This is a genomic window from Psychrobacter sp. UBA6291 (assembly GCF_002439405.1).
GTDB classification, from domain to species: domain Bacteria; phylum Pseudomonadota; class Gammaproteobacteria; order Pseudomonadales; family Moraxellaceae; genus Psychrobacter; species Psychrobacter faecalis.
In genome coordinates this window covers 1-26,445 of the sequence record NZ_DJUD01000027.1, presented here as the reverse complement: position 1 = coordinate 26,445, position 26,445 = coordinate 1, and the positions used below count along the sequence as shown (strand labels likewise).

The following is a 26,445-nucleotide window of genomic DNA, read 5'->3' as shown; positions in this document are numbered from 1 at the left end:
TTGAGTAAGATTTTTGGAACGGCAGATTTGTACGGATATGCTATTGAATTGGTAAGGACGAGACATTAAGCGAAGTTAATGATTTAATAGGCTTATCTGGCTATGCTACAATGCCGCTGCTACCGATTATAAGGTCGTCTTTGCCTGTACTTGTGCATAGCGACCTTATCTTTTGTCCGATTTGACCAATAGATAAGCGAGCGCTCAGTGGATACTGAAATTATCAAGATAATCTTAGCCTTTATGGTACTGATTAATCCCTTTGGCGCCTTGACGTTGTTTTTGGATTCAACTCACGGCTATTCGCTAAATAATCGCCGTAAAGTGGCGCGCATCGCTTGTTTGACGATTTTTATCACCATCAGCTTTTTTACCTTAGCAGGCGAGACGTTACTTAAATTGCTTGGTATCTCGATTGGTTCGTTCCAGTTGGCAGGTGGTATCTTGGTATTTTTAATCGCCCTAAATATGATGAATGGCGAAGGTAACCCGGTTAAGCCCGATCAAGAAAACTTTGATGTTGACCATTTGCAAGGTGCGCCGCCAACGATGGCTGCTGCCGTAGTTCCGATTGCCATTCCCATGATGATTGGACCTGGCGGTATCTCGACGGTGATTATCTATTCATCACAGGTCACCGGTATTTTGCAAGTCTCTGCGATTTTGATTGCTGGTTTATTTATCAGCTTATTTTGTTATGTGGCGCTAATGGCTGCCGGTCGTATCAGTCGTTTATTGGGCGATACTGGACTTAATATCATGAGTCGTATTATGGGTATGTTGCTCGCAGCAGTTTCTATCGAGATTATCGTTAACGGCCTACGTACCTTATTTCCTGACTTAGTGTAATTGTCACCTTGCTTTTCTGCCACTTACTTCTCTAGTGGTTCTTACCTGTCTTTTTTACGCTCTTCTCTTTTAAAATATAACTGTATCCTTTTAGACCGTGTAAAAAAACATGGTCTTTTTATTATTGGGCCAAAGGCTAAAACTTCCTAAAGCAGACAAAACTGCCTAGTTGCTGAAAAATACTAAGACCTATCCTAAAAGGTTGTTTAGTAACACCTTTTTATATCTTGCTAATGCTTGTACCAATTCCAATTAATCACCAAAAGTCTGCATTAAAAACGTTATCCATACAAATATGTTATGATAGGAGCACAACAATATTATAGGAGTCAGTTTTGAGTAAGAAAAGAATGGCAATTTTAGGGGCGGGTCCAAGTGGTTTGGCACAGTTACGTGCCTTTGAAGCGGCTCGTTTAGCCGGGGTAAAAGACTTACCTGAAATCGTATGTTATGAAAAGCAAAACGCCATTGGTGGTATGTGGAATTACAGTTGGCGTACTGGTTTAGATAGGAACGGTGAACCCGTGCACGGCAGTATGTACCGCTATTTATGGTCAAATGGCCCCAAAGAATGCTTAGAATTTGCCGATTATTCATTCGATGAACACTTCGGTGAAGCCATCCCATCATACCCGCCACGTGAAGTCCTAAAAGATTACATCATGGGTCGTATCGATAAACAAGATATTCAAAAATATATTCGCTTTGAATGCCCCGTACGCTGGGTGTCGTTTGATGATGAAACGCAAAAATTCACCGTGACGGTGATGAATCATAAAACCGATGAGCAAGAAGTCGAAGAGTTTGATTACGTGGTGGTAGCAACGGGTCATTTCTCTACGCCAAATATGCCGTATTTTGAAGGTTTAGAAGCCTTTCCAGGTCGTATCTTGCACGCGCATGATTTCCGCGATGCCTTAGAATTTAAAGATGAAGATATCTTATTAGTAGGTAGTAGCTATTCTGCCGAAGATATTGGTACTCAGTGCTACAAATATGGCACCAAATCCGTGACCATCAGTTATCGTAGTAAACCGCTCGGTTATGAGTGGCCAGAGGGCATAAAAGAAGTACCGTTAGTGACGCATTTTGAAGACGATGTTGCGCACTTTGCCGATGGCACCAGCCAAAAATTTGACGCTATCATTATGTGCACCGGTTACTTGTTCCATTTTCCGTTTATGCCAGATGAGCTACGTTTGCAGACGCATAACTGCTTGTATCCAGCCAACTTATACAAAGGTATCTTTTGGCAGCCAAATCCAAAGCTGATTTATTTGGGCATGCAAGACCAGTATTTCACCTTTAATATGTTTGATGCGCAAGCGTGGTATGCACGTGATGTGATAATGGGTGATATCGAATTGCCTGATTTGGCAGCGCGTGAAGCAGACGAGCAAAAATGGCTCGCAACGTATGCCAAATGTGTGACGGTCAGTGATTCAATTGACTTTCAAGCCGCTTATATTCGCGATTTGACCAATGCCACCGATTATCCAGAATTTGCTGTTGAAAAGCAGGGTGAGATTTTAAAAGAATGGCAAAAGGACAAAGCCGAGAACATCATGACCTTTCGAGAAAAGGCTTATAGTTCTACTTTAACGGGCACAACGGCACCTAAATTGCCGGAGCCATGGTTAGACATTCTCGATGATTCGCTTGAGCACTTTTTAAACTTAACCTTTGTTAAACCTAAAAAGCGCAAAAAAGTTTCTTGAGTCTAACCTGATAAATAAAAAACCAAATACGTTTCATAGCGTATTTGGTTTTTTCATTTTTAGCGTTAATAAACTAAACAAGCTGTTAGCTTTGGTATAAATGCCAAGCCAAATACAGCATTAAAAACCCTACCAAAGCGTCCAATATATTCCAAGCTTTTGGTTTGGCAAATAAAGGTCTGAGCAGGCGCGCGCCATAACCTAATGCAAAAAAGAAAAAGAACGATGCACTGACCGCGCCGACTGTAAAGGCCAATTTACTACTGGCACCGGTTGAAACCATGCCGACCAGCACCAATGTATCTAGATAGACGTGCGGGTTGAGCCAAGTAAAGCCAAAGCATAATAGCAGGGCTTTTTTTAAACTGGTGACCACTTGACCATCGACAGTGAGTGCATGTGATAGACGTACGCTAGCATATAAGCTTTGCAATCCATAGCCTAGCAAGAATACGACGCCAGCAATTTTAGCGATGTTCACAACTTGTGGATAGTGCGCTGTGACCGCACCGAAGCCAGCGACACCAGCAGAAATTAAAACCGCGTCACTGATGGCGCAAAATAAGCAGACGAAAAATATGTGTTCGCGTTTCAGTCCTTGTTTGAGGACAAAGGCGTTTTGTGAACCAATGGCGATAATCAAGGATAAACCAAGCAAAAACCCGGCGCTATAATCGGTGAAGTTCATGATAATGGCCTTATCCTTTAACAATCGAAACGGTGACGTTTGCTTACTGGCAGCGCCCGAAAAAGCTGTTAAGATAAGGGATAAAATAGTCGAATGCAATGTGTTTGCTGCAATAGATGCTACCAAGTCATCAGTACTATTCAGAAATATTAGTCAGCAATGAATAAAGAATAAGCGAGGAGCAGGGTAGGTCATGGTCATAAGTCTGACAAGAATGCTACAGTCGTTCGGGCAAGCCCAGGATGACCTGCCAACCATCGCTGCCAAAAATGCTCAGCAAGCTGCCGCTAAAGAAGTTTCTAATAATGCAAATAAGCATGGCGATAGTAGCGATAACCAAGAAAACATGCATACCTCAGCTGCCAACTCTTCGCTTAGCGAGCCGCAGCGTAGCGAGCGCATTTGTGATGCCTTAGCGCAAGTGAATGATATCCGCACGCCGACGCCGTTGACCGATCGCTATCTAGCCAATCGCGCCCAAATGCGCCCGACCAATAGACCTCCTTTTGACCCAGATACCTTATGGTATCTTAAACATGGACGCTGTCCGATTATGACTGAGCTTGTTGATGTGGTCGATGCAGCCACCCTAAATGCCATGCCGATTGAAGCGGTCGCCATATTAGACCGGATTAATAGTAAGCTAAAGCGTTACCGTGAATGGAGTAGCGAGCTCAATGACGAGCAACAGCAGCAACATAATGAGCGCCAGTTTGTCATTGATAAGTTAGTGTCCGAAAGTATCCCTGAAGCGCTACATCACTATGAGCAGCTGCAACGTTTTAGCCCGCATCGTACTAAAAATAATGTCGTCCAAGGGAAAATGACCGCTGGCGATATGCTCACGGATTTGTTTTTAGACATCGATTACGAGCTTGACGAGTTATTAGAAGAATTACATCAAACGGTGATGAATCGTCTTGCGTCCACCCATCGTTATGTCAAAAGCCGTACCCAAAGCTAACTTGAATTTAACGAGGATTATTTAAAAGTCGTTAGTATTGTCATTGTGAGTTCAGTATAAAGACGATACCGAGACACTGGAATGAATTTTTCGCAGCCTCTGTCGGCGCAGGCACAGCAAGCTAGGAAAGTTTATTCCAGTGTCGCGTAAAAATTTCATGTTTCTGTTTTGTTTGAAAATAACTATAAACACAATCGGCGCAATACATAACAATATAAGGCTTTAATACAGCCTTATTTTTTTGTTTAATAATAATGATTAAGTATTATCGAAAATAACAATAAATTTGCCAATCATTTCTGCTAAACAACAAGGATACCCAAATGACCCAACTGACTGCGATGTTCGTGATGTTTATTTTATATGGCGTGCTGCCAGCAGCTGGGTTGTACCTTGGATATCGTGGTATCAAAAAAGTCACGGCGCCCAAAATGCTTGAGTATAAAGCGATGCCGCAATTGGGTTATATCCCTGAAAAAAGCTTGCCAGTTGAGGTCAAAACAGCGCTCGATCAAATCAATGATAAAGGCGAAAAGCTGCGAGTTATTTATGGCGATACCAATAACGATGGTAAAATTGATGATAAAGATGCCGTCAACGAAACCTACGTTATGATTCAAAATTTAATGGATAGGCATGTGCCACTAGCGGTAGCCGATTATCGCCGCTTGCATGACTTAGATGTCGGGAACGGCGCCCTTGCTGATACCACGAAAATTAAGCATTCTGATGTCACGGGCAAAGAGGCGCTATTAGAAGTGCTTAGGACGATTAATACCCAGTTTGATGACTTGCTTAATGCCTCCTATCATCAAGATGGGCAAAAGTTGCTGGCAACCAATCGATACTTGCAGCAGCGTTTTAGTAATCCAACCAGCAACTCTAGACTACAACAAATTGATAATAGCGCTGTTGAAGTCCAAGCAATTGAAAACCCAGCTAATAAAGAAACTGATATAGAAAATATTAAGCTATAAATGAGGAATAATAATATCCCAAGTTTAAATGTTTATGCTGAAATAGGTTTAAAGAAGAGTAAAGTGACATGAGTATATTAATAGGCGTTGGTGTGGTTACTACTGTCAGCGTCTTTTATTTAGGTAGAAAGGGCTGGCACGCATTGCATAAAATGGTCGGCATTACTCCAGGCGTGCTGACCTATCAAGATAGTAATGCTCCCCTGTTGTTAACTTCTCTCAATTGGCAACAGTTAAATTTAAATAAAAAACATCTAGAAGCTTTATCGGATAAGCAGCTACGACAATTACAGCACATTGATAAAAAGGTAGCCAATTATCACAACTACCAAAACGAGTTAGAAGCGCAAGATGTAACTTCAGCCATTAACGAGCAACAATTTGTTTTACATAAAATGCTGCATACCCGCTTACCTGAAATGTTGGCCAGTCATTATCATTTAGCAAATATCAATATAAGCAATCGTACTAAAAATGGACAGAAGCAGACTGAGGCGAGTAGGCTATTACAAGAGGTATTGGACAACATTGAGCAGCGCTTAGATGGGTTATTAGAGCGAATGGAAGAGCAGCATCTACAAGAGTTACGAGTGATGAAAAATTATATTCATAGTCATGACGATTAAGCCTCAAGTTAGTGATATTTTTAAAAAACGCATAAAAACGCATAAAAAAGCGGTCAATGAATCAATCATTGACCGCTTTTTATCAACTAGGATTAATCCCTAATAAATTAACGCTTGTTGTTACGATCACGAGTATTACGTGAACCGCGACCGGCAGGACTGCCACTGCTTTTAGGTTTTGCACTGCTAGGACGGTTATCGCTACGACTGTCAACACGGCGCGCTTTGAGCGGCTTGCTTTTGATACGTTCTTGCTTTTCTTTAGCTGCACCATGCAAACCAGTACCGTGACGCGGGCGTAAGCTCACCAAATCGGTTAAGGTATTGATGTCTTTTTTATCCAGCTCTAAGAAGCGTCCAGTACGCAGCTCTTTTGGCAGCGCAATCGACCCGTAACGCGTACGCAATAGACGGCTCACTTTAAGACCTTGCGATTCAAACAATCGGCGCACTTCGCGATTTCGACCTTCTTTTAGTCTGACGTGATACCATTTATTGACGCCTTCACCGCCGCCTTCTTTGATATCTTCAAACTGTGCCATGCCATCTTCTAACATGACGCCAGCCGTTAGCGTACGCGCGATATCAGGAGTTACTTCACCAAGTACCCGTACAGCATATTCGCGTGTCACTTCGCTAGACGGATGCATTAAGCGATGCGCCATCTCGCCATCATTGGTAAATAACAACAAACCAGTCGAGTTAATATCCAAGCGCCCAACCATAACCCAGCGATCATGAGTCAGTTTTGGCAAACGTTCAAAAACCGTTGGACGACCTTCTGGATCATTAGCCGAGCAAACTTCACCTTCAGGTTTGTAATAAGCTAAAACGCGACGACGCTTTTCATTTTCAGCCGTATATTTGATCTGACGACCGTCAACACGGATCTCATCGCCTTGTTCGACGCGGTCGCCGATGGTTGCGGGTCCATTATTAACGGTCACACGACCTGCTTTAATGACTTCTTCCATCTGACGACGTGAGCCCAGTCCCATGCGGGCGAGTGCTTTTTGCAGTTTTTCATCTTTCATAACGATATCCTTGTTTCGGTGGGTTTACATTTCTCAATGTATAAAATTAGACTGAGTATTATACGCTATTTATCGAAGTTATGTTTAAGATTAGCTTTTAAGGCTATTGTAATTAACGAGTAGATGATGCTTTATTAAGTATCCCTAATTAACATTAAAAATTAAAAGCTTCATAAGAAATGAATATAAACTAATTGTTACTATTGCGTAATTTTTGCCAAAAATAGCCTATTATTATTCACTATTTAACCACCTATGTTATTATGGCTTTGCTTTTTTTATGGTTGGTGTAACTTTTTAGTATGGTTGTCTCAATTGTGCTCATTGCTAGACGCTGCTTATATATGTGATTTATAAAGGTTTCTCTATGTTTTTCAATTCATCAAAGCTATTAAGTGTGGCGTCTGTACTTGTGATTAGCATGCTCACGGGTTGCTCTAGTATCAATGCTGGACTACAAGCAGGTGAACTACCACCTAGTGGGACATTTATCGCTGACAATGGTTTACAGTTTAATGTGCAACCGTTAAATCTAGCTACTTTGCCGCCTAAGCAAGCGATTGTTACTGATAATGATTTGTATACTTTAGTCAAAACCTCCGGGCGAGTAGAATATCGTATTGAGCAAGGGGATATCATAAGCGTTACCCTTATTGATTATCCGGATATTAATGCATCGACATCAAGTCTGACAGTTGATCAACAAGGCTTTATTCAATTCCCTCTAATAGGTCGTATTAAAGCCAGTGGCATGAGCGTGCCACAATTTACTGCCAATTTACAGAAACAACTGCAACGTTATCTTAAGTATTCAGACCCACAGGTTAAAATCGTTAACTATCGTGGCAATAAATTCTTTATTGATGGTGAGGTTAAACAACCGGGCGAGTTTGCTATTGCTGATGTACCAGTATCTCTATACAGTGCAATTTCTATGGCAGGTGGAGCAACGGTTACCGGGGACTCGAATAATATAGTGCTTAGCCGCCGAGGAAAAAGTTATAATTTAGGGTTGCAGTCGTTACGCCAAATGGGCCTATCAGCCAACCAAATATATTTACAGGATGGTGACTCTATTCATGTCAATAGCCAAGACCGTAATAAAGTATATGTTTTGGGTGAGTTCGGTCAAGTAGAGCCAGTGCCTATTTTAGAGCAAGGTATTAGTTTGGCGCAGGTTTTGGGTGAATCTAGAGGGCTTAATTCTGCTACGGCAAATGCGGCTAAAATATATGTGGTTCGTGATAATTTAAATACACGAGCAACAGATATTTACTATGTAGATATGCAGGCCATTACTAGCTTTGCGCTAGCCAATCGTTTCGAGATGCACCCGAATGATATTGTTTATGTTGACCCAACTGGCTTAACGCGTTGGAATCGTGTTATCAGCGCCATTCTACCTTCCACGTCAGCCGTCAGATCGCTCTCAAGCTTATAAATCGTAGGTAATAATTATTATGGCATTTGATAATATTTTAGTGGTGTGCGTCGGTAATATCTGCCGTAGTCCCATGGCAGAAGCGTTATTAAAACAACGTTACCCTCATAAAAATATCGATTCTGCAGGGGTGGGGGCTTTAGTCGGGCACTCTGCAGATCCTGCCGCGCTAGAGATTATGGCAGGGCAAGAAATAGATATCACTAATCATGTCGCCAAACAAATCGATGAGGGTTTGGCAAAAAAAGCGGATTTGATTTTTACTATGTCAGACAGCCAGACCAAATGGATCGAAGAGCGCTGGCCGTTTTGCCGCGGTAAGACTTTTAAGCTCGGTCATTGGCAAGACAAAGATATTGCCGACCCCTATAAACATGAGATGAGTGCGTTTCAGACAGCATATCAAGATATTGTTGTTAGCCTAGAACAGTGGGCCGATAAAATTAGCTAAATAGCTGCTATTAAACGATTAACCTTAAGTGATGACCATACAGTTATGAATACAGATTCAAAGAACTTATCAAATGCTGCTTCCAAAGAAGATAACGATGAAATTGATCTTATGGCGCTACTGTTTGCCATTTTGCGTGGCTGGAAAGTCATCGTGTTTTTTGCTGTATTAGGGTTGGTAATAGGGATTTTGTATAGCAGATACGTCAATCCTACTTTTAAGTCGGATGCACTGATTCAAATTGAAGAGAATTCTAAGGGCGTTGCCGCATTAGGTGCGGATATTTCTGGGCTGATTGGCTCTGAAGTCAGTAAAGCCCAAGCAGAAGCAGAGCTGATACGATCGCGTATGATCTTAGAGCCAGTGGTTAATTTGTTACATCTACGAATTCGTTTGTCCGATCCTAATATTGGCGCGTTGGATAGAATCAAGAGCAATAGTACGGATACTCAAATAAATAAACCGGAAGGTGTTTCTCTTAAAACCGAAGATGGTGAGGTCGAGATCAGCCAATTTAATGTCTCGCAAGAGTATTTAAATCGGGCATTTACCTTGACACGCTCCGCGTCAGGATTTGTGTTAACTAATGGTTTTGACGATTTTAAAGGTCAGATCGGTAAGGCGCATTTATTTAAAGGCACAGATGGTCAGATTCAAATTAAAGTTGATGATCTACCCGCTGATGGCTACTCGGTTAATATCACTAAGCAATCTCTTCAAACCACGACTGATCAGATAAATAGTGCCCTATCTGTGGTTGAAAAAGGTAAGCAGACAGGCATTATTCAGCTATCTATGACGGGTGCCAATCAGCAACAAACCAGCTTGATATTAAAACAAATTGTCTTATCTTACATTGATCAAAATCAGTCGCGTGGTTCCGAAGAAACTACTAAAACCATTAGTTTTATGGAAACTCAGATTCCAACGTTAAAGAAAAAACTGGAAGACTCTGAAGCAGTATTTAATGATTTCCGTAAAAAGTACGGCACTATTGATGTAGGCAAAGAAGCAGAGTTGTTATTGACAGAAAACTCGCAAATCGATGCCCAACTCAATGAATTGAAGCTTAAAAAAGCGGATCTCACGACTTACTACACAGAAGAGCACCCTTTGGTTGTCCAGATCAATGAGCAACTGGCGGTACTTAATGCTAGAAAAAATGAGATAGACGATACTATCGCCGGTTTACCTGAAATACAAAGAGAGTTTTTACAACTGTCAGCTGACACGACGATTAATAGAGAGATCTATCTGACGCTACTTAAAAACTATGAACAGTTAAAAATCGTTAAAGCGGGTCAAATTGGTTTCGCCCGTATCATCGATTTGCCTATCAGTACTTATAAGGCCATTGCACCAAAGAAATTGCAAATTATGATATTGGCCATGCTGTTAGGAGCGATGCTTGGAACGATGCTGGTACTGCTTAAAAATATGCTTAGAAATGTGGTCAAAGACCCTGAGCGTATTGAGGGTAAAACAGGCGTCCCTGTAGTAGCAACGATTCCACGTTCGCCACTATTGACAAGACTGCGTAAGAATAAGAAAGCGCCCAATCGTTTATTGGCGTATGTCGATAACAACAGTTTGAGCTATGAAGCCATTAAAAGCTTACGTACCAACTTGATGTTTGGCATGCCAGTGCAAGGGCGGGCAGGCCAGCGCGCCAAAGTCATCCTTATTACTGGTGAAAGCCCTGCTGTCGGTAAATCCTTTATCTCTGCCAATTTGACAGAAGTGTTTGCTCAATTAGACAAGAAGGTTCTGATTATAGATGCTGATATGCGTTTGGGTGAATTGCATAGAATGTTTAACATGAGTCAAGATAATGGTTTAGCGGACTATTTATCGCAGGATTTTACGCATTTATCAAAAGCTAATGCTCAAATTGCAGAAGTTGTTACCAGTCAAGAGAGTAGTAATCTCGCAAGCTTTATTCATCCGACTGGTATCGATAATATTGACTTTATGCCGCGAGGTCAGCATCCGCGTAACCCTGCTTCATTATTAGCAAATGGTAGTTTTAATCATTTGATGGCAGAACTAAACCTGCATTATGATTATATTATGATCGACTCGCCGCCAGTATTGGCCGCTTCTGATGCCATGATACTAGCGCAGCACGCTGATAAGGTCTTGATGGTTACTAGATACGACGATTCGATAGAAGGACAATTGGTTTATGCTGTCAATCAGATGAATAAAGCCAATATAAAAGTCGACGGCATCATTCTCAACGATGTACAACAAGGCATTATGAGCAAGTATAGTTATCACTATAGTTATGCTTATGGCGATAACCAGTAATTGATTTTTTGGAGCTTCTACCAAAATTCACGTTTTTAAGTGGTTGAGTGTTATGTCTACAAATTCAAAACCGTCAAGTGATTATCCATCACTTAACGGTAAAACTGGTTGGTTACAGCGTATAGCCGAATACTTGTTGTCATTGCCTCGCAGTATTAAGCGAGCGATTTTGCTCACTACAGATTTGGTACTATCGTCAGTTTGTCTGTTTTTAGCTTTGTCTTTACGTTATGGTAATATCGCTCATCATATAAACCCGGTCATACTGTTATCTTATGCCACGCTTCCTATCATCGGTTTATATATCGTTGGTTTCTATAAAGGCGTAGCGCGTGGCTTTTTAGATACGGTCATGGGTAGTGTGGCAAAGTTATTCTTTGTGCTCATGATCATTTATGAGATTATCATTTATTTAAACCCTTCAGAGGATATACCGCGCTCCGTTCCCATCATCTTTTTGTTCTTCTTCTTTATTTGGTTATGGAATAGTCGTCTTACTATTCGTGAGCTTTTGATGCGCTGGAGCGGTAGAGCGCAGCCTCGCCTCAAAGATGATGGTGTTTATGATAATGTTGTTATTTACGGCGCCGGAGAGGCTGGTCGAGATTTATTAGAAGGTCTTAGAAACTCGCATAAATACAATGTCGTGGCCTTTATTGATGATGACCCACAGCTTACGGGCGCTTATTTACTGGGTAAAAAGATTTATCCTGCCCATGATTTAGTAAGCTTAGTAGAGTCGCTTGATATTGCACAAGTATTTTTAGCTATTCCTTCTATCAGCCGCGCGCAAAAACGCCAGATTATAGATAAACTCTCAGGCATTGCCATAAAAATCAAAGAGCTACCAAGCCTAGAGGAAATTGCTGACGAAAAGGTGACCGTCAGTAGCATGCGTAAGGTAGATATTCTAGATGTCTTAGATCGCCAAACCGTCGAGCCGGACACGAAACTGCTACAGATGAATATTAAAGATAAGTGTGTGCTAGTGACGGGCGCAGGTGGCTCTATCGGTAGCGAGCTATGCCGTCAAGTAATTAAAAACCAGCCCAAATGTCTCGTCCTTTATGAACTATCCGAGTTTGCGCTTTATAGTATCCATCAAGAGCTAACCGTCAAACAAGCCAATACGCCAGCGTATCAAGATATTAAAATCGTCGCGGTCATTGGCAACGTCACCAATGAGTCGAACCTGCTCAGAATACTAAATCTCTATAATATCCAAACGGTTTATCATGCTGCCGCTTACAAACATGTGCCAATGGTAGAACATAATCCTTTTGAAGGTGTGATTAATAATACCAAAGGCACTTATCACTGTGCGCGAGCGGCCATCAAAGCCAATGTCGAAACCTTTGTATTGATTTCGACCGATAAAGCGGTAAGGCCGACCAATGTGATGGGCGCATCTAAACGTTTGGCAGAGTTGGTTTGCCAAGCGCTAAGCCAAGCAGATAGCCAAACCTGCATTAGTATGGTGCGTTTTGGTAATGTCCTTGGCTCGTCAGGCTCTGTTGTGCCTTTATTTACTAAGCAAATAGAACAAGGTAAGCCGATTACGGTCACCCATCCTGATGTGACTCGTTATTTTATGACGATTCCAGAGGCGGCAAATTTGGTTATCCAAGCGGGCGCGATGGCATCAGGTGGTGAAGTGTTTGTCCTCGATATGGGAGAACCAGTTAAGATTGTCGATTTAGCGCAGCGAATGATTCACTTAAGTGGCTTTGATATTAAAGATGCTGCCCATCCTGAAGGTGATATCGAAGTGATTTTCACTGGACTTAGAGATGGAGAAAAGCTTTATGAAGAGCTCATCATCGGTGAAGATAATGTTGAATCAACTGATCATCCCCTTATCATGCAAGCGCTAGAACACCACTTTGCATTGGATGAGCTTGAATCTGTATTGTTTGAGTTGAACGAAAAACAAAAAGAGTTTGATGTCCCTTGGCTAAAGCAGCAATTCAAGCAGTTTGTAGCAGGCTATCAAGAAGGATCCAAAGCTGCATAGCTATTAATAAGCACCCTAAATACTACTCTTCAACTGAAATTGGTTAGATGAACAAAGGAAAATTATGCTAGATATCGAAAATATAAAAATAGCGGTTATCGGGCTTGGTTATGTAGGTCTGCCTTTAGCCGTTGAGTTTGGTAAGCATCTGCCAGTAGTAGGCTTCGATATCAATGCCAGTCGTATAGCAGCTCTGTGTGCAGGTACAGATCATACCTTGGAAGTCAGTGATGAAGAGCTGACCCAAGCATCGCATTTGAATTATAGCTCCGATATACAAGCGCTTAACGATTGTAACTTTTTTATTGTTACGGTACCGACGCCTATCGATGATTATAAACAGCCTGATCTTACGCCTTTAATTAAAGCCTCAGAAGCTATCGGTAGTCTACTTAAAAAAGACGATATTGTGGTTTATGAATCGACCGTCTATCCGGGTGCCACAGAAGAAGTTTGTATTCCGGTGCTAGAGAAAGTTTCTGGATTAACTTTCAATCAAGACTTTTATGCCGGTTATAGTCCTGAACGTATTAACCCGGGTGATAAAGAACATCGGGTTACCAATATTTTAAAAGTAACGGCAGGCTCAACACCTGAAGTCGCTGATTTTGTCGATGAAGTATACAATTTAATTATTACTGCCGGCACTCATAAAGCAGCAAGCATTAAAGTAGCGGAAGCGGCAAAGGTGATTGAAAACACCCAAAGAGATGTCAATATTGCCTTAATTAATGAATTAGCCGTTATCTTTAATAAAATGGGTATCGATACCCAAGCAGTCTTAGAAGCGGCTGGCACCAAGTGGAACTTTTTACCGTTTCGTCCAGGCCTCGTCGGTGGTCATTGCATCGGTGTAGACCCTTATTACTTGACACATAAAGCGCAAGCGATTGGCTATAACCCAGAGATTATATTGGCTGGTCGTCGCTTGAATGACAGCATGGGTGAGTATGTGGTCACACAGCTGGTTAAAACAATGATTAAAAAGCGTATTCAAGTTGAAGGGGCAAAAGTTTTGGTCTTAGGGCTGAGTTTCAAAGAAAACTGCCCCGATGTGCGTAATACCAAGGTCATCGATATTGTCCATGAGCTAGAAGAATATAATATCGAGGTCGAGGTCTATGACCCTTGGGTAGATAAAGCAGAAGCTGAGCGTGAATATAATGTGACGCCTATCAGCAAGCCCGCTGTAAATAACTATGATGGTATCATCTTAGCGGTCGCGCATAATGAGTTCGTCGAGCTTGGTGTAGAGCAGATTAGAGCGCTTGGCAAGAATGAACACGTGCTTTACGATTTAAAGTATGTTTTCACTAAAGAAGACACTGATATCCGCCTATAAATCTATGGAAAATACGGAAAGTAATGGTTATGACGTCAACTGTATATGAAAAAGTTCAAAAAGTATTAATTAACGAGCCAAAAACATGGTTAATTACTGGGGTAGCCGGATTCATTGGTTCTAACTTACTAGAAGAGCTATTGTTACTAAATCAAAAAGTAGTCGGTCTAGATAACTTTGCGACTGGCTTTCAGCATAATCTAGATGAAGTACAAGGTTTGGTAAATGAAGATCAGTGGCAGAACTTTACCTTTATAGAAGGCGATATTCGTAATCTAGATGACTGTCAGGCAGCATGTATAGGCGTAGACTACGTACTGCATCAAGCCGCTTTAGGGTCTGTGCCCCGCTCGCTTGCTGATCCTATCACGACTAATGAAGTTAACATCTCAGGCTTCTTAAACATGTTGACCGCTGCCCGCGATGCAGAAGTTAAAAGCTTTACTTATGCCGCCAGTAGCTCAACTTACGGTGATCACCCTGGCCTACCTAAAGTAGAAGATAAAATTGGTAAGCCGTTATCTCCTTATGCAGTTACCAAATATGTAAATGAGCTTTATGCTGATGTATTCGCTCGCTCTTATGGATTTAAGAGCATTGGTTTACGTTACTTTAATGTATTTGGTCGTCGTCAAGATCCAGACGGCGCTTATGCAGCGGTCATCCCTAAGTGGACTGCCGCTATGATCAAAAACGACACGGTATTTATCAATGGTGATGGTGAAACCAGCCGCGACTTCTGCTATATCGAGAATACAGTACAAGCCAACATTTTAGCAGCAACAACTCAAAATGAAGACGCTACCAATCAAGTGTATAACGTAGCAGTTGGTGATCGTACGACTCTGAACGAGCTGTTTAATGCGATTAAATCAGCATTAGCAGATAACGGTGTAACCTACGAGCAAGAGCCGACTTATCGAGACTTTAGACCCGGTGATGTGCGTCATAGCCAAGCCGATGTGAGTAAAGCCAATAGCTTGCTTGGATACGAGCCTCAGTTCAATATATCTCAAGGTATTGATGAAGCAATGGCTTGGTATGTAAGAAATGTGCGATAAAACTCATGACTAAAGATGATACTAAAGAATCCTCTGGCAAAGTAAGCCATGTTAGTAAGGATGAAGTAGGCTCGAAGGCACGTAAAGGCGTTAAGTGGACAGCCTTACAGATTATTGCACGTAATATACTAAGCCTCGGAACTACCGCTGTATTGGCGCGCCTATTAACTCCAGAAGACTTTGGTTTAATCGGCATGGTTGCTACGTTAACTGCTCTTCTGATGGTCTTTTCAGATATGGGGTTGAGCTGGGCAACGATACAGCGTCAGGCTCTAAGCAAAATACAAGTTAGTAATTTGTTTTGGATAAACTTGTTTGTAGGTCTGTTTTTATGGGTTATCTGCATATTCTTTTCACCCCTAGTAGCTAGCTTCTATGATGAACCCAAGCTAACTGCAGTTACTGCTGTGCTTGGTGCAGGGTTTTTACTGAGTGGACTTGCTGCTCAGCCGATAGCGCTGTTAAACCGTAGTATGAATTATAAGGCGGTTGCACAAATTGAGGTCTTATCAATTATTGCAGGCGCTATTGCTGCCTTGTACGCTGCCTATACTGGTCTGGGCTATTGGGCTTTAGTAATTCAAGGTTTAACCAGTAGTAGTTTCAGAGCAGTGTTAGCTATTCGCATGAGCAAAATCAGTTTGTATGCACCTAAGCGAAATGTCGATACCTTAAGCTTAGTAAGTTTTGGCGGTACTTTGGCTTTAAACGGCTTATTAATATATATGGCTCGAAACCTTGATAGCGTGTTGATCGGGAAGTATTGGGGCGCAGAAGAACTTGGATACTATAATAGAGCTTACTTTTTGATGTTATTGCCTAGTATGCTTGCAGCTGGTGTGCTAAATAAACTTATGGTCCCCTCTCTGTCAGCCTTTCAAGATGATCCACAGCGTTTTGGCAATGCTTATCGAAAGGCTTTAGTCCTAATTGCTTTAGTAGGTTGCCCTATGGCTCTAGGTCTAGCTCTCACTGCAGATGAAATGGTGATGTTAGTATATGGAAAGCAATGGCAACCTGTGGTACCTATCTTACTATGGTTAAGCATAGCAAGTATTACTCAACCTTTATTTAACACTACTGGTTGGCTCTTCACCTCCGTAGGAAAAGCTAAACACTATTTATGGCTAACTTTAATTAGTGGTGTATTACTAACAATAAGTTTTTTCTTTGCCATATCTGGCGGAGGCGTCAGAATAGCTCAGACATATGGAATAGTAATGGGAATAATCATCTTTTTCCCATCTTTATGGTATGCACATAATGTAGCTAATATATCATTTAAATACTCGTTAAAGACTCTCACACCAATAGCCCTATCATTGTTGTTAATGGGCATCACTGTTTCTTTAATAGATATATTACTTAATAATTACTACTTAAGTTGGATTAGCATACTGATTATAAAGATAATATCAGGTGTCATCTCATATGTTTTATACCTGTATCTTTTCGCTAAGAAGCTTATGAAAGACATTCTTAAAAGTTTAAAAATATTAAAGAGCTAAAAATGAAATTAGTAAAAAATAAAATTCCTTATTCACTAAGAGCTCACTCTCTACTAAATCGGTTAAAAATAAAAATATATGACTATTATTCAATCGCCAATGCTCTAGCTCATGAAGTAGATTATTTAATAGTTGGATGTTACAACACGAGCAATATTGGAGATATCGCTCTAGGGAAAGGCTTAAGCCAATACTTTTCTGATAGAGGAAAAACCCATGCAGTAGTTAGCTTTAAGGCGCTTAAGTATCTAAGATTTATTAGGTTCAACAGCCTCGTTTTAGGAGGAGGTGGTATTTTAACAACACACGATACCTCGCCTATAAAGCATAACCTCTCTGAGCTAAATCGTTTAAATAAAAATATTTATTTAGTCGGTGTTTCAGGATCGCTTGATACCAGCTCCCTTACGAATGAGTATTTAAAATTTCTTAAAAGCTGCAAAGCTATTTCTTTACGAAGCGATGATTCGTATAAAAGTCTAAAAACGTTGAATATTAAAAATATTCATATACACAACGATTTAGCTTTTCTTATAGAAGGTGACGATTCTAAGAAATATGATAAAAAAACATTAGCTTTCAACGTTTTTGCTCCATTAATAACTGTTTCAAGAACAGATTTATATCAAGAGTTAGAGCCCAGTAAATGGTATAGAGAAAATTTACCAAGAGAGTCTGAAGTTTATAAAGAAATTCCTATCTCATATATTAAAAACATAAAAAGCATGATTCAACTTGCAAAGGAATATGAGTTCAAAACTACTATAGTATCATTCACACTTGAAGACTATATTTTATCTAGAATGTTATTTAAATCCTATGCCGATGAAATACTACCGTATGAAATTAATCCTGACAAACTCCTCAAAACAATCGGAGGTTTTGACAAGGTTGTAGCTACGAGGTTCCATGCTCATGTTTTTAGTTTAATCTCTGGTAAATCAATATTTTCTATGGCATATGCATATAAATGCAAGCATTTGTATCAAAATTTTGGCTTAGATGATAAATACTGCTATGAACCACTGGAGTGGGTTTGCAATAACAAGGAGATACTTGAGAACTTCAAGTACTTCCTTGAGAGCAAATCAAATTGCATGAGTAATACTTATGAAGTAAAAAAAGAAATTTATAAAGTATTAGATAACTTATTTGAGAAATGAGCCATACAATAATTGGGGATTTTATTTTGAATATTATATATATATGTAATGAGTACCCGCCTGGATTAACAGGTGGTATCGGTGTATTTACAAAAAAACTAGCAGAAGGGCTGACTAATTTAGGAAACAAAGTTTATGTTATAGGTTTATATAATGATATAAAAAAAAGGAGTATAGATGTAACTAATGGCGTTACTGTCATTAGAATTCCATCTACATCTGGTGTAAAAGGTATTATCAAAAACAGACTATCTTTATTTAAAGAAATAAAACAACTATCTCTAAAGCATCCGATTGATATAATCGAAGCTCCAGATTTCGAAGCTCCGGCTGCTTTTCTACCTCGATTAGCTAAGAAGAATGTCACCAGGTTGCATGGTAGTCATACTTATTTCAGTAATGAACGTAACACTACCCCCTCGAAATCTATTAGTTTTCTTGAAGGTCATCAACTGAGACATTCAGACAAAATAATATCCGTCAGCAAATATACAGCTGATCAAACTAAAACTCTTTTTTCTTTAACTAACAACATAGATGTTATCTATAATTCTGTCGAGACAGTAGGCTTAAGCAAGCACATTAAGTCTGATTATCAACTACAAAAAAAGGTTATTTACTTCGGATCTTTAGCTGAAAAAAAAGGGGTTTTTCCTTTAGCTAAAGCTTGGCGGGATTTTATAGCCCGAAACCCTGAATGGAAACTAGAATTTGTAGGGAAAGATGTATTTGAAAATGGTTCATCTAATAAGACTATTATTACTAATATTTTAGGAGATAGCATTGAATCAATCAATTTCATCGATCATTTAGATCACTCTCAACTGATTAGCTCACTAAAAAATTATGACTTTGCAATTCTTCCTTCCTTTTCTGAAGCTTTTGCATTAGCTCCGCTTGAAGCTATGGCTGTAGGTCTACCTGTTATTGTATCTAATATGTCTAGCGGTCCTGAATTAATAAATAATGAAGTTGATGGTTGGCTATGCGACCCAAAAGATCCAAACACTATCATAAGTTCAATTAGAAAAGCAGCTAGCTCTGAGACTAAGAGAGAGTTTATAGCAAAGAATGCACTCGATAAGATAAGTTCGAGTTTCAGCTATCAGCAATTCTTAGCTAAAAATCTAGAAACATATCAAGCCTTATTAGATAATTAGGTAGAATAATAATGAAAGATAATACTCTTATACCCATTCTAATCATTACACCTTTTTTTGCACCTCAGTCACATGCAGCCATGTTTCGTGTTCATAAACTTGCTAAATACCTACCGAAGTATGGGTACCGACCTATTATTCTAACGACAGATATTAATTACCTTTACAATAGCGATGACGACCTATTAAAAGAGCTGCCTGACTGTGTAGAAATTATCCGTACACATTATATGGAGCCAAGTTTGCGCGGAGTTCGTATGCAGCTTGGCGGGCGTGATAGAACCTTCTCCGCGACCAAACATGAGCAAGAATTAAATAATACTCAAGTCTCAAGAACCTTGAAACTCTCAAAACAGCCATCTAGATCTGGATTAATTAGAACGACTCTATCCTCTCTATATGGCTCTACAGTTGACTATCTATATAATATACCTGATGCATACTGGACATGGGCTTTGGCTTCATTTAGTACTGCTAAAGAACTGATAAAAAAATATGATATTAATATCATGTATACAACAGCAAATCCTTATAGTCACTTAACATTAGCTTCAAAGCTTAAGAAAGATTTAGATATTGCATGGTTAGCAGACTTTAGGGATCCTTGTGGCTATGGTTATAAAAACACAGCAAGCAACTACATAGGTCAATTATTACAAAATAAGCTAATTACTAACACTCTTAATCAGGCAGATCGCATAACTGGTCTTTCTGAAGCTTATAGATCTATTTTCTCTGATATTTATAATTTGCCAGAAGAAAGATATACATTTATACCCACAGGTTTAGATGATGAATATTTACCGATGTCTACTCCTGATAACTCTACTAAGACAAAAAACATTATATTTGCCGGCGAGGTTATGCCAGAGCAAAGCTCTTATATATTAGAAGTTATTAATGAACTCCACAACTTAGATGGAGACGTTGAACTTAAATTTATAGGAAGAGCAGAAATCAACAAACCAATTATTGAAACTATTGTATCCAATATTTCAAATTGGAATGTTAGGGTAACTTTTGAAGACCATATGCCTCAAAAATCACTTTATAAACTAATAAAAACTTCAACAGCATGCATTTTGGCTCCCGGCAAGAGCCGATATTGGTGGACCAACTTCGCTAAAATGGTTGATTATATAGCTCTTGGCACGCCTGTCATTGCTTATGTACCAGACTCTAGTGAGGCCCGAAAAGAGCTATCGAAAGCTGGTAATGGTTTTTTCCTCAAAGGTGATGATGCCAAAAGTGAAGCGAAAGATATAGAAGAATGGCTAATAGATAATAGCCTAACAAATGAAAACTTAGAGTATCAGAAGCGTTACTTAGCAAGTTCACAGGTTGCATCTTTCGCTAAAATATTTGATGAAATCAGGATAGAAAATGAAAAGTAATATTACTGTTTTGAGCTACGACTACCCACCCAATGATGGCGGTATCAGTCGCCTTACTGCTTCATTTTGCCAAGAGCTAAGCAATCAAGGGCATAATATAGATTTATGTACATTGGAAATGACGCAATCTAAGGATATATTACAACGTCCAGATATTCCTACTCATGAGTTGCCTAGAAAAAAAGGCTTTCGTGAAATAGGCCTAGCTAAGTATCTTTTAAACACACAGAGGGATAGAACTCTAATTACTACAGTTTGGAACTCAGAAGCGACTGTGGCCTACAGCTTACGGCGGAAAAATTTATATATACTAGCTCACGGAAATGAGGTAATGTCCTACCCCGACTCTGTTAAATTTAAAATAAAATCTGAGCTTCGCAAGAGAGTTTTAAAATCCGCTCGCTGTGTCATTTGTAATAGCAGATATACTCAGCAACTTGTACTTGATATTGACTCAAGTATTAAAACTGAAGTTCTCAATCCAGGTGTAGATTATAAAAGATTTGATATTGATATATCTAAACGAGAAGCTCGAGAAAAACTCAATCTTCCTATTGATAAAAAAATAATACTTAGTATTTCTAGAATTGACGCATACAAGGGTCATGATACTGTACTGCATGCTTTAGCTAACCTATCTAAGTCTGAAAGACAGCAAATTCATTATGTAATTGCTGGTAAAGGCTCCTATCTAGATGACCTAAAAAAATTAGCTGAAAGCTTGGATTTGAATGACTGTATCACATGGGCCGGTTTTGTTCAGGATAGCGACTTACCTATCTTATATAAAGCTTCCGATCTTTTTATTCTATGCACGAGAGAAGATAAGATGATTCGAGGAGTTGAGGGCTTTGGCATGGTATTTTTAGAAGCACAAGCTGCAGGTATCCCAGTTATCGGTACTAATGCCGGCGGTATCTCTGATGCCATAATACCTGAACAAGGGGGCTGGCTAATCGAACAAGATAACCCAGCTGAAGTTAGCAAGTATATGAAGTTATTAATAAATAATCCTCAGCTATTTGCTAAACAAGGAATAATAGGACAACAACGAGCAAAAACAGATGCTTCTTGGTATAACTACTCAAAACAACTTATTCATATTTTGGAGAATTATTAATAATGCCTACAAACAAGCCTAATGGTGTCTCCGTCATTATTCCTACTATTAATCGTGCAGAGGTGTTGATAGATACTATCAGCGATATTCTCCAACAAAATTTTGATGACTTTGAAATAATCGTTGTCGATCAGTCGGAACAAGTTAATAATAAAGCGCTTCAGTTAATGTCGGAATCAACAGTACCGCATCGTTATTTTAAAGCTAAGTTTAAGGGCTTACCTCAAGCGCGTAACTTTGGTGCTCAAAAAGCTTCTAAAGATATATTGCTATACATTGACGATGACATACGATGCGATACTAATCTAGTCAAAAACCATTATGATGCGCATTTAAAAAGTGGTGCCCAGCTAATAGCTGGTGGTATAACAGAATTAAAAGGAGATAGCATATCAAAAGCTAAGCCTGGTTCTTTTAGGAAGTGGACTGGTACTGCTATACGAAACTATTCATCTAAGCAGCCGGGTTGGTGTTGTCACGCACCTGGCGGAAACTTCTCTATCCTTAAAAGCACATTTCAAGACATTAGAGGCATTGATGAAGCTTTAAGTACTGGTGCTGCACTGTATGAAGAGTCAGATTTTGCACTAAGACTAAAGAAAGCAGGTTTTAAAGCTTGGTTTGAGCCAAAGGCTCATCTGACCCATCTTGCTGCTCCTATGGGCGGATGTCGTGTGCCTAACGATTGGCCTAAATATATGTACGGCTTAGGTCATAATAGAGCTATTTTAGTATTCAGACACCTTGCGCCTATTTACTGGCCTACTTCTCTAATACGTTCGTTGTTACTTGGCGTATCCTATAGTAAACTAGATAAAAGCCCTCGACCCTTTTTTGCTACGCTAAAAGGACTGAATAAAGGCAGAAAAGTCGCAAAAATGCCTGCTTTAAACACTCAGCTTGAGGCAGTAGAAATATCCCTTGACAGCCTGAAAGAGAGTTAATAGATTGTGATTCTTTTTCACTTTAGCTTTTACAGCATTATCTGTGCGACCTTTTTGTTGCTTTACTCAAATCGGAGTAATAAAGCTGCAAAAGCAGGTATGTTGTTATATACCTTTATTACAGTGCTATGGTTGTGGGTTACGCTTTCCTTTCGCAAGCCTGCAGGTGACCCTTGGCGATACATGCGAGGCCTTGAGGACATATCAACGTTGAGCTTTAGCCAACTTCTGACTGACGAAGGGCCTATCGGCTTTACTCTACTTAATTGGATTGTGTCATTAGTTAGTATTAAATCTGAGTTCTTTTTCTCTATAATATATCTATTATGCATTATTCCCCTTTATTTAGCGTTTCGTGAGAAGTACAGTAAAACTGACTCCTCTACGCTCCTCATGCTATACCTGCTATACCCATTCTATCTCACTTATCTAGGTAGTGGATTTAAACAAGGTATCGCTTTTGGATTTATGCTTTGGGGATATAGCTGTTTAATCGGCTTAGATAAATCTAAACCAATTAAAGGATTGTTGTTACTCTTTATTGCTACGTTATTTCATAACTCATTTTGGATAGCTATAGTTGCATTTGTAGCATGGCGCTACTGGTTTAGACATCGCTCTATAATGTGGAGTATAGCGATACTCATGCTGTGTATAAGCCTATCAATATTAGGTTTAGTAGAGCCAGTTGTCAGATCTATCTTACCAGCTAGTATTGTAGAAAGCTTAAGTTTTGATGAGTACTTTGACGATACATTTACCTCAGGTGCACACTATCAAAGCTTAAACTATCGAACTGGCTTTAGGTTAGACTTTGCAATATTTACAGTCCTACCTATTGCTTGTTTCTTATTATTAAGACCACCCAAGCTAAATGCTAATCGGGAGTATCATTTTCTAAAAATATACTGCTTATTAGCCAGTGGCTACTTTTTACTGTCATTTATACCTTTTTCAGATAGAGTCGCAGCATTTTCATGGTTTTTAATACCTTATATACTGTATCAAATAATAAATACAAAAAAATATAGTAATATCTTTGTCGCTTTAATGCTTTTAACCTACAGCATATTGATTTTGATTTATACAAAGGGATATTTTCAATGATAACCATACTGACACCAACTTATAATCGAGTACATACTTTACCAAAGCTTTATAACTCATTATTAAATCAAACTAATAAACATCTTGAATGGTTAGTCATAGACGATGGGAGTACAGATCAAACCGAAAAGCTAATTGGAGAGTTTAAAGAAGAGGTTTTAATAGATATTCGTTACCTTAAAAAACATAATGGAGGCAAACATTCGGCTCTTAATGTTGGCTTCCGTGAAGCTAAATACGAGTGGATATTAATTGTCGATAGTGATGACTGGCTAAAACCTGATATGGTTAACTTTCTAGTAAAAGAAAGCTCAAAGCTTGACGAATCCTACAACTCTCTATCCACTTTGAAAGTCTATGAAGATGACAGTGTTATCGGAACAAAGCATATAGAGTCTCGTGAAAGCTACCTTGATTTTTCAAAAGGAAAAGTTACTGGAGATAAAGCTGACTTAATTAGAAAGTCTGCATTACAGGGTTTCTCATTCCCCGAGTTTAAAAATGAAAACTTTATGGCTGAAGCACCAATGTATCTATGGCTTGGAACAACTGGTAAAACAAAGTTTATAAACTACGGTGGATATGTATGCAAATATCTGCCTGATGGCCTAAGTGACAATAGCATTATTAATCGACATCGCTGCTTTAATTCTACGTTATTCGTATATAAATCAATGTATAAAACCTATCCTTTGTTCTCATCAAATAAACATAGAGCCGCTGTAAATTGGTGGCGCTTTAGATTATTTAAAAAATATCAGAACGAAAAATTTAATGCTCCTCTTACTTATGCACCTCTAGGTCTAATTATGTATACCAAAGATCAAATTCTATCAATTCTTAATAAGCAAAAGTTGGTCGATAAGTTAAATAAATCATAATAACTAATTAAACAATCAGAGATACATCCTATGATAACCCCAATAATACTTGCTGGTGGTACTGGTAGTCGCTTATGGCCTCTATCTCGTTCATCATATCCTAAACAGTTTTTGAAATTGCTTGGTAACTCGAGTATGTTACAAACTACATTTAGTCGTTTAGAGGGTTTGAACTATGAATCTAGCATGGTTATTTGTAATGAAGAGCATCGATTTATCGTTGCTGAGCAATTAAGAGCTCTCAACCTAGATTCAAATATTCTCTTAGAGCCTATTGTAAAAAATACAGCGCCTGCTGTTGCGCTTGCAGCATTGCATACGCTGAAAAACCCGGAAGATACTATATTGTTGGTACTCCCTGCTGATCATTCAATACCTGATACAAAGGCATTTAATGATGCTATAAGCAGAGCACTACCTTTGGCTAAGCAAGGAAAGCTTGTGACTTTTGGGATAACTCCTACCCATCCTGAAACAGGTTACGGGTATATCAAAGTTGGATCAAATATTGCGAATACAGAAGGCTTTTCAGTTTCACAGTTTGTAGAGAAGCCTAACTTAGATCTTGCTAAACAATACATTACCGAGGGTGACTATTACTGGAATAGCGGTATCTTTATGTTTAGGGCTAAGAGGTATCTTGAAGAGCTCCATAAATACCAACCTAGTATATTAGCTGCATGCAAAAACGCAATCTCCACTAGTTACCAGGATCTGGACTTCATTAGAATTAATGAAGAGGAATTTAAAAAATCACCTTCAGACTCTATCGACTATGCTGTAATGGAGAACACTCAAGATGCTGCATTAATACCATTAGATACTACCTGGAGTGATGTAGGCTCTTGGGACGCACTGTGGGAAATTTCTGATAAAGATAATCATGGAAACGTTAAAAAAGGAGACGTTTTATTCCAAGAGTGTAGTAATAGCTTTGGGTACGCGAATAGTAAACTGGTTGTGATGTCAGGATTGAAAGATACTGTAGTTATTGACACCCAAGATGCAGTCTTGGTAATAAACAAAAATACTACTCAAGATGTTAAGAAAATTGTTAACGAATTAAAAGCCGATTGTCGTAAAGAGGTGGTATTACATAGAGAGGTCTATAGACCTTGGGGTAAATATGACTGTATTGATTCGGGTTACCGTTATCAAGTTAAACGCATAAGCGTTAAGCCTGGAGAAAAGCTATCACTACAACTTCATCATCACCGAGCAGAACATTGGATTATTGTATCAGGTACTGCAAAAGTTCAAATAGATGATAAAGAGTTCATTTTGACAGAGAACCAATCAACATTCATACCCATAGGCAGCATTCATTCTCTAGAAAATCCGGGCAAGATTCCGCTAGAGATGATTGAAGTACAGTCTGGTAGCTATTTAGATGAAGATGACATCGTTCGATTGTCGGATGAATATGGAAGAGTCTAAACTATAATTAAATATTATTATTTAGCAATAACAGTCATCTACTTCAATTATCAAAAATACATAATTTAATCAGTATAGACTTACTAAAATAAATTATGAATGATTACCATCCGCTATGAGCATAATTCTAAAGTATCTTTTAAACTAATATGTATACTAGTAACAAACCATGGACTTAATAATGAAATTTTCTATAGCAATTCCTCTGTATAATAAGGAGTATTCAATATCAAGAGTAAGCATCCGACCATCCCAT

Annotated in this window: 22 protein-coding genes; 20 read left to right on the top strand and 2 right to left on the bottom strand. The window is 39.2% G+C overall.

Annotated elements, in window-relative coordinates:
• Positions 1-207 precede the first annotated feature (207 nt).
• Entirely contained in the window at positions 208-849 is a 642-nt protein-coding gene (locus B3R91_RS05015; RefSeq protein WP_082894251.1) for a MarC family protein, read from the top strand.
• Positions 850-1,184: 335 nt separating this feature from the next.
• Positions 1,185-2,567: an NAD(P)/FAD-dependent oxidoreductase gene (locus B3R91_RS05010; RefSeq protein WP_349681529.1), complete on the top strand. Its 1,383-nt coding sequence runs from the start codon at positions 1,185-1,187 to the stop codon at positions 2,565-2,567.
• Positions 2,568-2,652: 85 nt separating this feature from the next.
• Here the strand turns inward: B3R91_RS05010 and B3R91_RS05005 are convergent, their stop codons facing one another.
• Positions 2,653-3,255 (bottom strand): LysE/ArgO family amino acid transporter, encoded by a 603-nt coding sequence (locus tag B3R91_RS05005; protein ID WP_286796716.1) that lies wholly within the window; start codon positions 3,253-3,255, stop codon positions 2,653-2,655.
• Between the two features lie 193 nt (positions 3,256-3,448).
• Between B3R91_RS05005 and B3R91_RS05000 the strand changes: the two genes are divergently transcribed.
• The 3 genes from B3R91_RS05000 to B3R91_RS04990 all read left to right on the top strand — a co-directional run bounded on the left by B3R91_RS05000 (position 3,449) and on the right by B3R91_RS04990 (position 5,822).
• Positions 3,449-4,219 carry a hypothetical protein gene (locus B3R91_RS05000; protein WP_286796715.1) on the top strand — a complete coding sequence of 257 codons (771 nt, stop codon included), beginning with the start codon at positions 3,449-3,451 and terminating at the stop codon, positions 4,217-4,219.
• A gap of 323 nt (positions 4,220-4,542) precedes the next feature.
• Positions 4,543-5,196, top strand: a complete 654-nt coding sequence (locus tag B3R91_RS04995; RefSeq protein WP_286796714.1) for a hypothetical protein — start codon at positions 4,543-4,545, stop codon at positions 5,194-5,196.
• A gap of 68 nt (positions 5,197-5,264) precedes the next feature.
• Positions 5,265-5,822, top strand: coding sequence for a hypothetical protein (locus B3R91_RS04990; RefSeq protein WP_286796713.1), 558 nt, complete (start codon positions 5,265-5,267; stop codon positions 5,820-5,822).
• Between the two features lie 107 nt (positions 5,823-5,929).
• Here B3R91_RS04990 and rluB read toward each other — a convergent pair whose 3' ends face one another.
• Positions 5,930-6,856: a 23S rRNA pseudouridine(2605) synthase RluB gene (gene rluB, locus B3R91_RS04985; protein WP_286796712.1), complete on the bottom strand. Its 927-nt coding sequence runs from the start codon at positions 6,854-6,856 to the stop codon at positions 5,930-5,932.
• 367 nt (positions 6,857-7,223) lie between these two features.
• On the opposite strand from rluB, the gene B3R91_RS04980 reads away from it, so the two are divergent.
• The 15 genes from B3R91_RS04980 (at position 7,224) to B3R91_RS04910 (ending at position 26,189) form a co-directional block, all read left to right on the top strand.
• Complete coding sequence (locus tag B3R91_RS04980) at positions 7,224-8,297, top strand: polysaccharide biosynthesis/export family protein (protein WP_286796711.1); 1,074 nt, start codon at positions 7,224-7,226, stop codon at positions 8,295-8,297.
• A 19-nt stretch (positions 8,298-8,316) separates the two neighbouring features.
• Positions 8,317-8,748 (top strand): low molecular weight protein-tyrosine-phosphatase, encoded by a 432-nt coding sequence (locus tag B3R91_RS04975; RefSeq protein ID WP_068404123.1) that lies wholly within the window; start codon positions 8,317-8,319, stop codon positions 8,746-8,748.
• A gap of 45 nt (positions 8,749-8,793) precedes the next feature.
• Positions 8,794-11,058: a polysaccharide biosynthesis tyrosine autokinase gene (locus B3R91_RS04970; protein ID WP_286796710.1), complete on the top strand. Its 2,265-nt coding sequence runs from the start codon at positions 8,794-8,796 to the stop codon at positions 11,056-11,058.
• A 52-nt stretch (positions 11,059-11,110) separates the two neighbouring features.
• Entirely contained in the window at positions 11,111-13,072 is a 1,962-nt protein-coding gene (locus tag B3R91_RS04965; RefSeq protein WP_286796709.1) for a polysaccharide biosynthesis protein, read from the top strand.
• Between the two features lie 64 nt (positions 13,073-13,136).
• Positions 13,137-14,414, top strand: a complete 1,278-nt coding sequence (gene tviB / locus B3R91_RS04960) for a Vi polysaccharide biosynthesis UDP-N-acetylglucosamine C-6 dehydrogenase TviB (RefSeq protein WP_286796708.1) — start codon at positions 13,137-13,139, stop codon at positions 14,412-14,414.
• Between the two features lie 23 nt (positions 14,415-14,437).
• Positions 14,438-15,475 carry an NAD-dependent epimerase/dehydratase family protein gene (locus tag B3R91_RS04955; RefSeq protein ID WP_286796707.1) on the top strand — a complete coding sequence of 346 codons (1,038 nt, stop codon included), beginning with the start codon at positions 14,438-14,440 and terminating at the stop codon, positions 15,473-15,475.
• A gap of 5 nt (positions 15,476-15,480) precedes the next feature.
• Positions 15,481-16,983: a lipopolysaccharide biosynthesis protein gene (locus tag B3R91_RS04950; protein WP_286796706.1), complete on the top strand. Its 1,503-nt coding sequence runs from the start codon at positions 15,481-15,483 to the stop codon at positions 16,981-16,983.
• A gap of 2 nt (positions 16,984-16,985) precedes the next feature.
• The gene (locus B3R91_RS04945) at positions 16,986-18,146 is read left to right on the top strand and encodes a polysaccharide pyruvyl transferase family protein (protein WP_286796705.1); all 1,161 of its coding nucleotides are present in this window, start codon (positions 16,986-16,988) and stop codon (positions 18,144-18,146) included.
• Positions 18,143-19,306, top strand: coding sequence for a glycosyltransferase family 4 protein (locus tag B3R91_RS04940; RefSeq protein ID WP_286796704.1), 1,164 nt, complete (start codon positions 18,143-18,145; stop codon positions 19,304-19,306). The genes B3R91_RS04945 and B3R91_RS04940 overlap by 4 nt, the downstream gene beginning before the upstream one ends.
• 11 nt (positions 19,307-19,317) lie before the next feature.
• Complete coding sequence (locus B3R91_RS04935) at positions 19,318-20,700, top strand: glycosyltransferase (protein ID WP_286796703.1); 1,383 nt, start codon at positions 19,318-19,320, stop codon at positions 20,698-20,700.
• On the top strand, positions 20,690-21,820 hold the full coding sequence (locus B3R91_RS04930) for a glycosyltransferase family 4 protein (RefSeq protein WP_286796702.1): 1,131 nt from the start codon (positions 20,690-20,692) through the stop codon (positions 21,818-21,820). The genes B3R91_RS04935 and B3R91_RS04930 overlap by 11 nt, the downstream gene beginning before the upstream one ends.
• Before the next feature lie 2 nt (positions 21,821-21,822).
• A complete protein-coding gene (locus B3R91_RS04925; RefSeq protein WP_286796701.1) occupies positions 21,823-22,764 on the top strand; it encodes a glycosyltransferase family 2 protein in 942 nt (313 codons plus the stop codon).
• 6 nt (positions 22,765-22,770) lie between these two features.
• The gene (locus B3R91_RS04920) at positions 22,771-23,871 is read left to right on the top strand and encodes an EpsG family protein (RefSeq protein ID WP_286796700.1); all 1,101 of its coding nucleotides are present in this window, start codon (positions 22,771-22,773) and stop codon (positions 23,869-23,871) included.
• Positions 23,868-24,752 (top strand): glycosyltransferase family 2 protein, encoded by an 885-nt coding sequence (locus B3R91_RS04915; RefSeq protein WP_286796699.1) that lies wholly within the window; start codon positions 23,868-23,870, stop codon positions 24,750-24,752. The genes B3R91_RS04920 and B3R91_RS04915 overlap by 4 nt, the downstream gene beginning before the upstream one ends.
• 30 nt (positions 24,753-24,782) lie before the next feature.
• Complete coding sequence (locus B3R91_RS04910) at positions 24,783-26,189, top strand: mannose-1-phosphate guanylyltransferase/mannose-6-phosphate isomerase (protein ID WP_286796698.1); 1,407 nt, start codon at positions 24,783-24,785, stop codon at positions 26,187-26,189.
• Positions 26,190-26,445 lie beyond the last annotated feature (256 nt).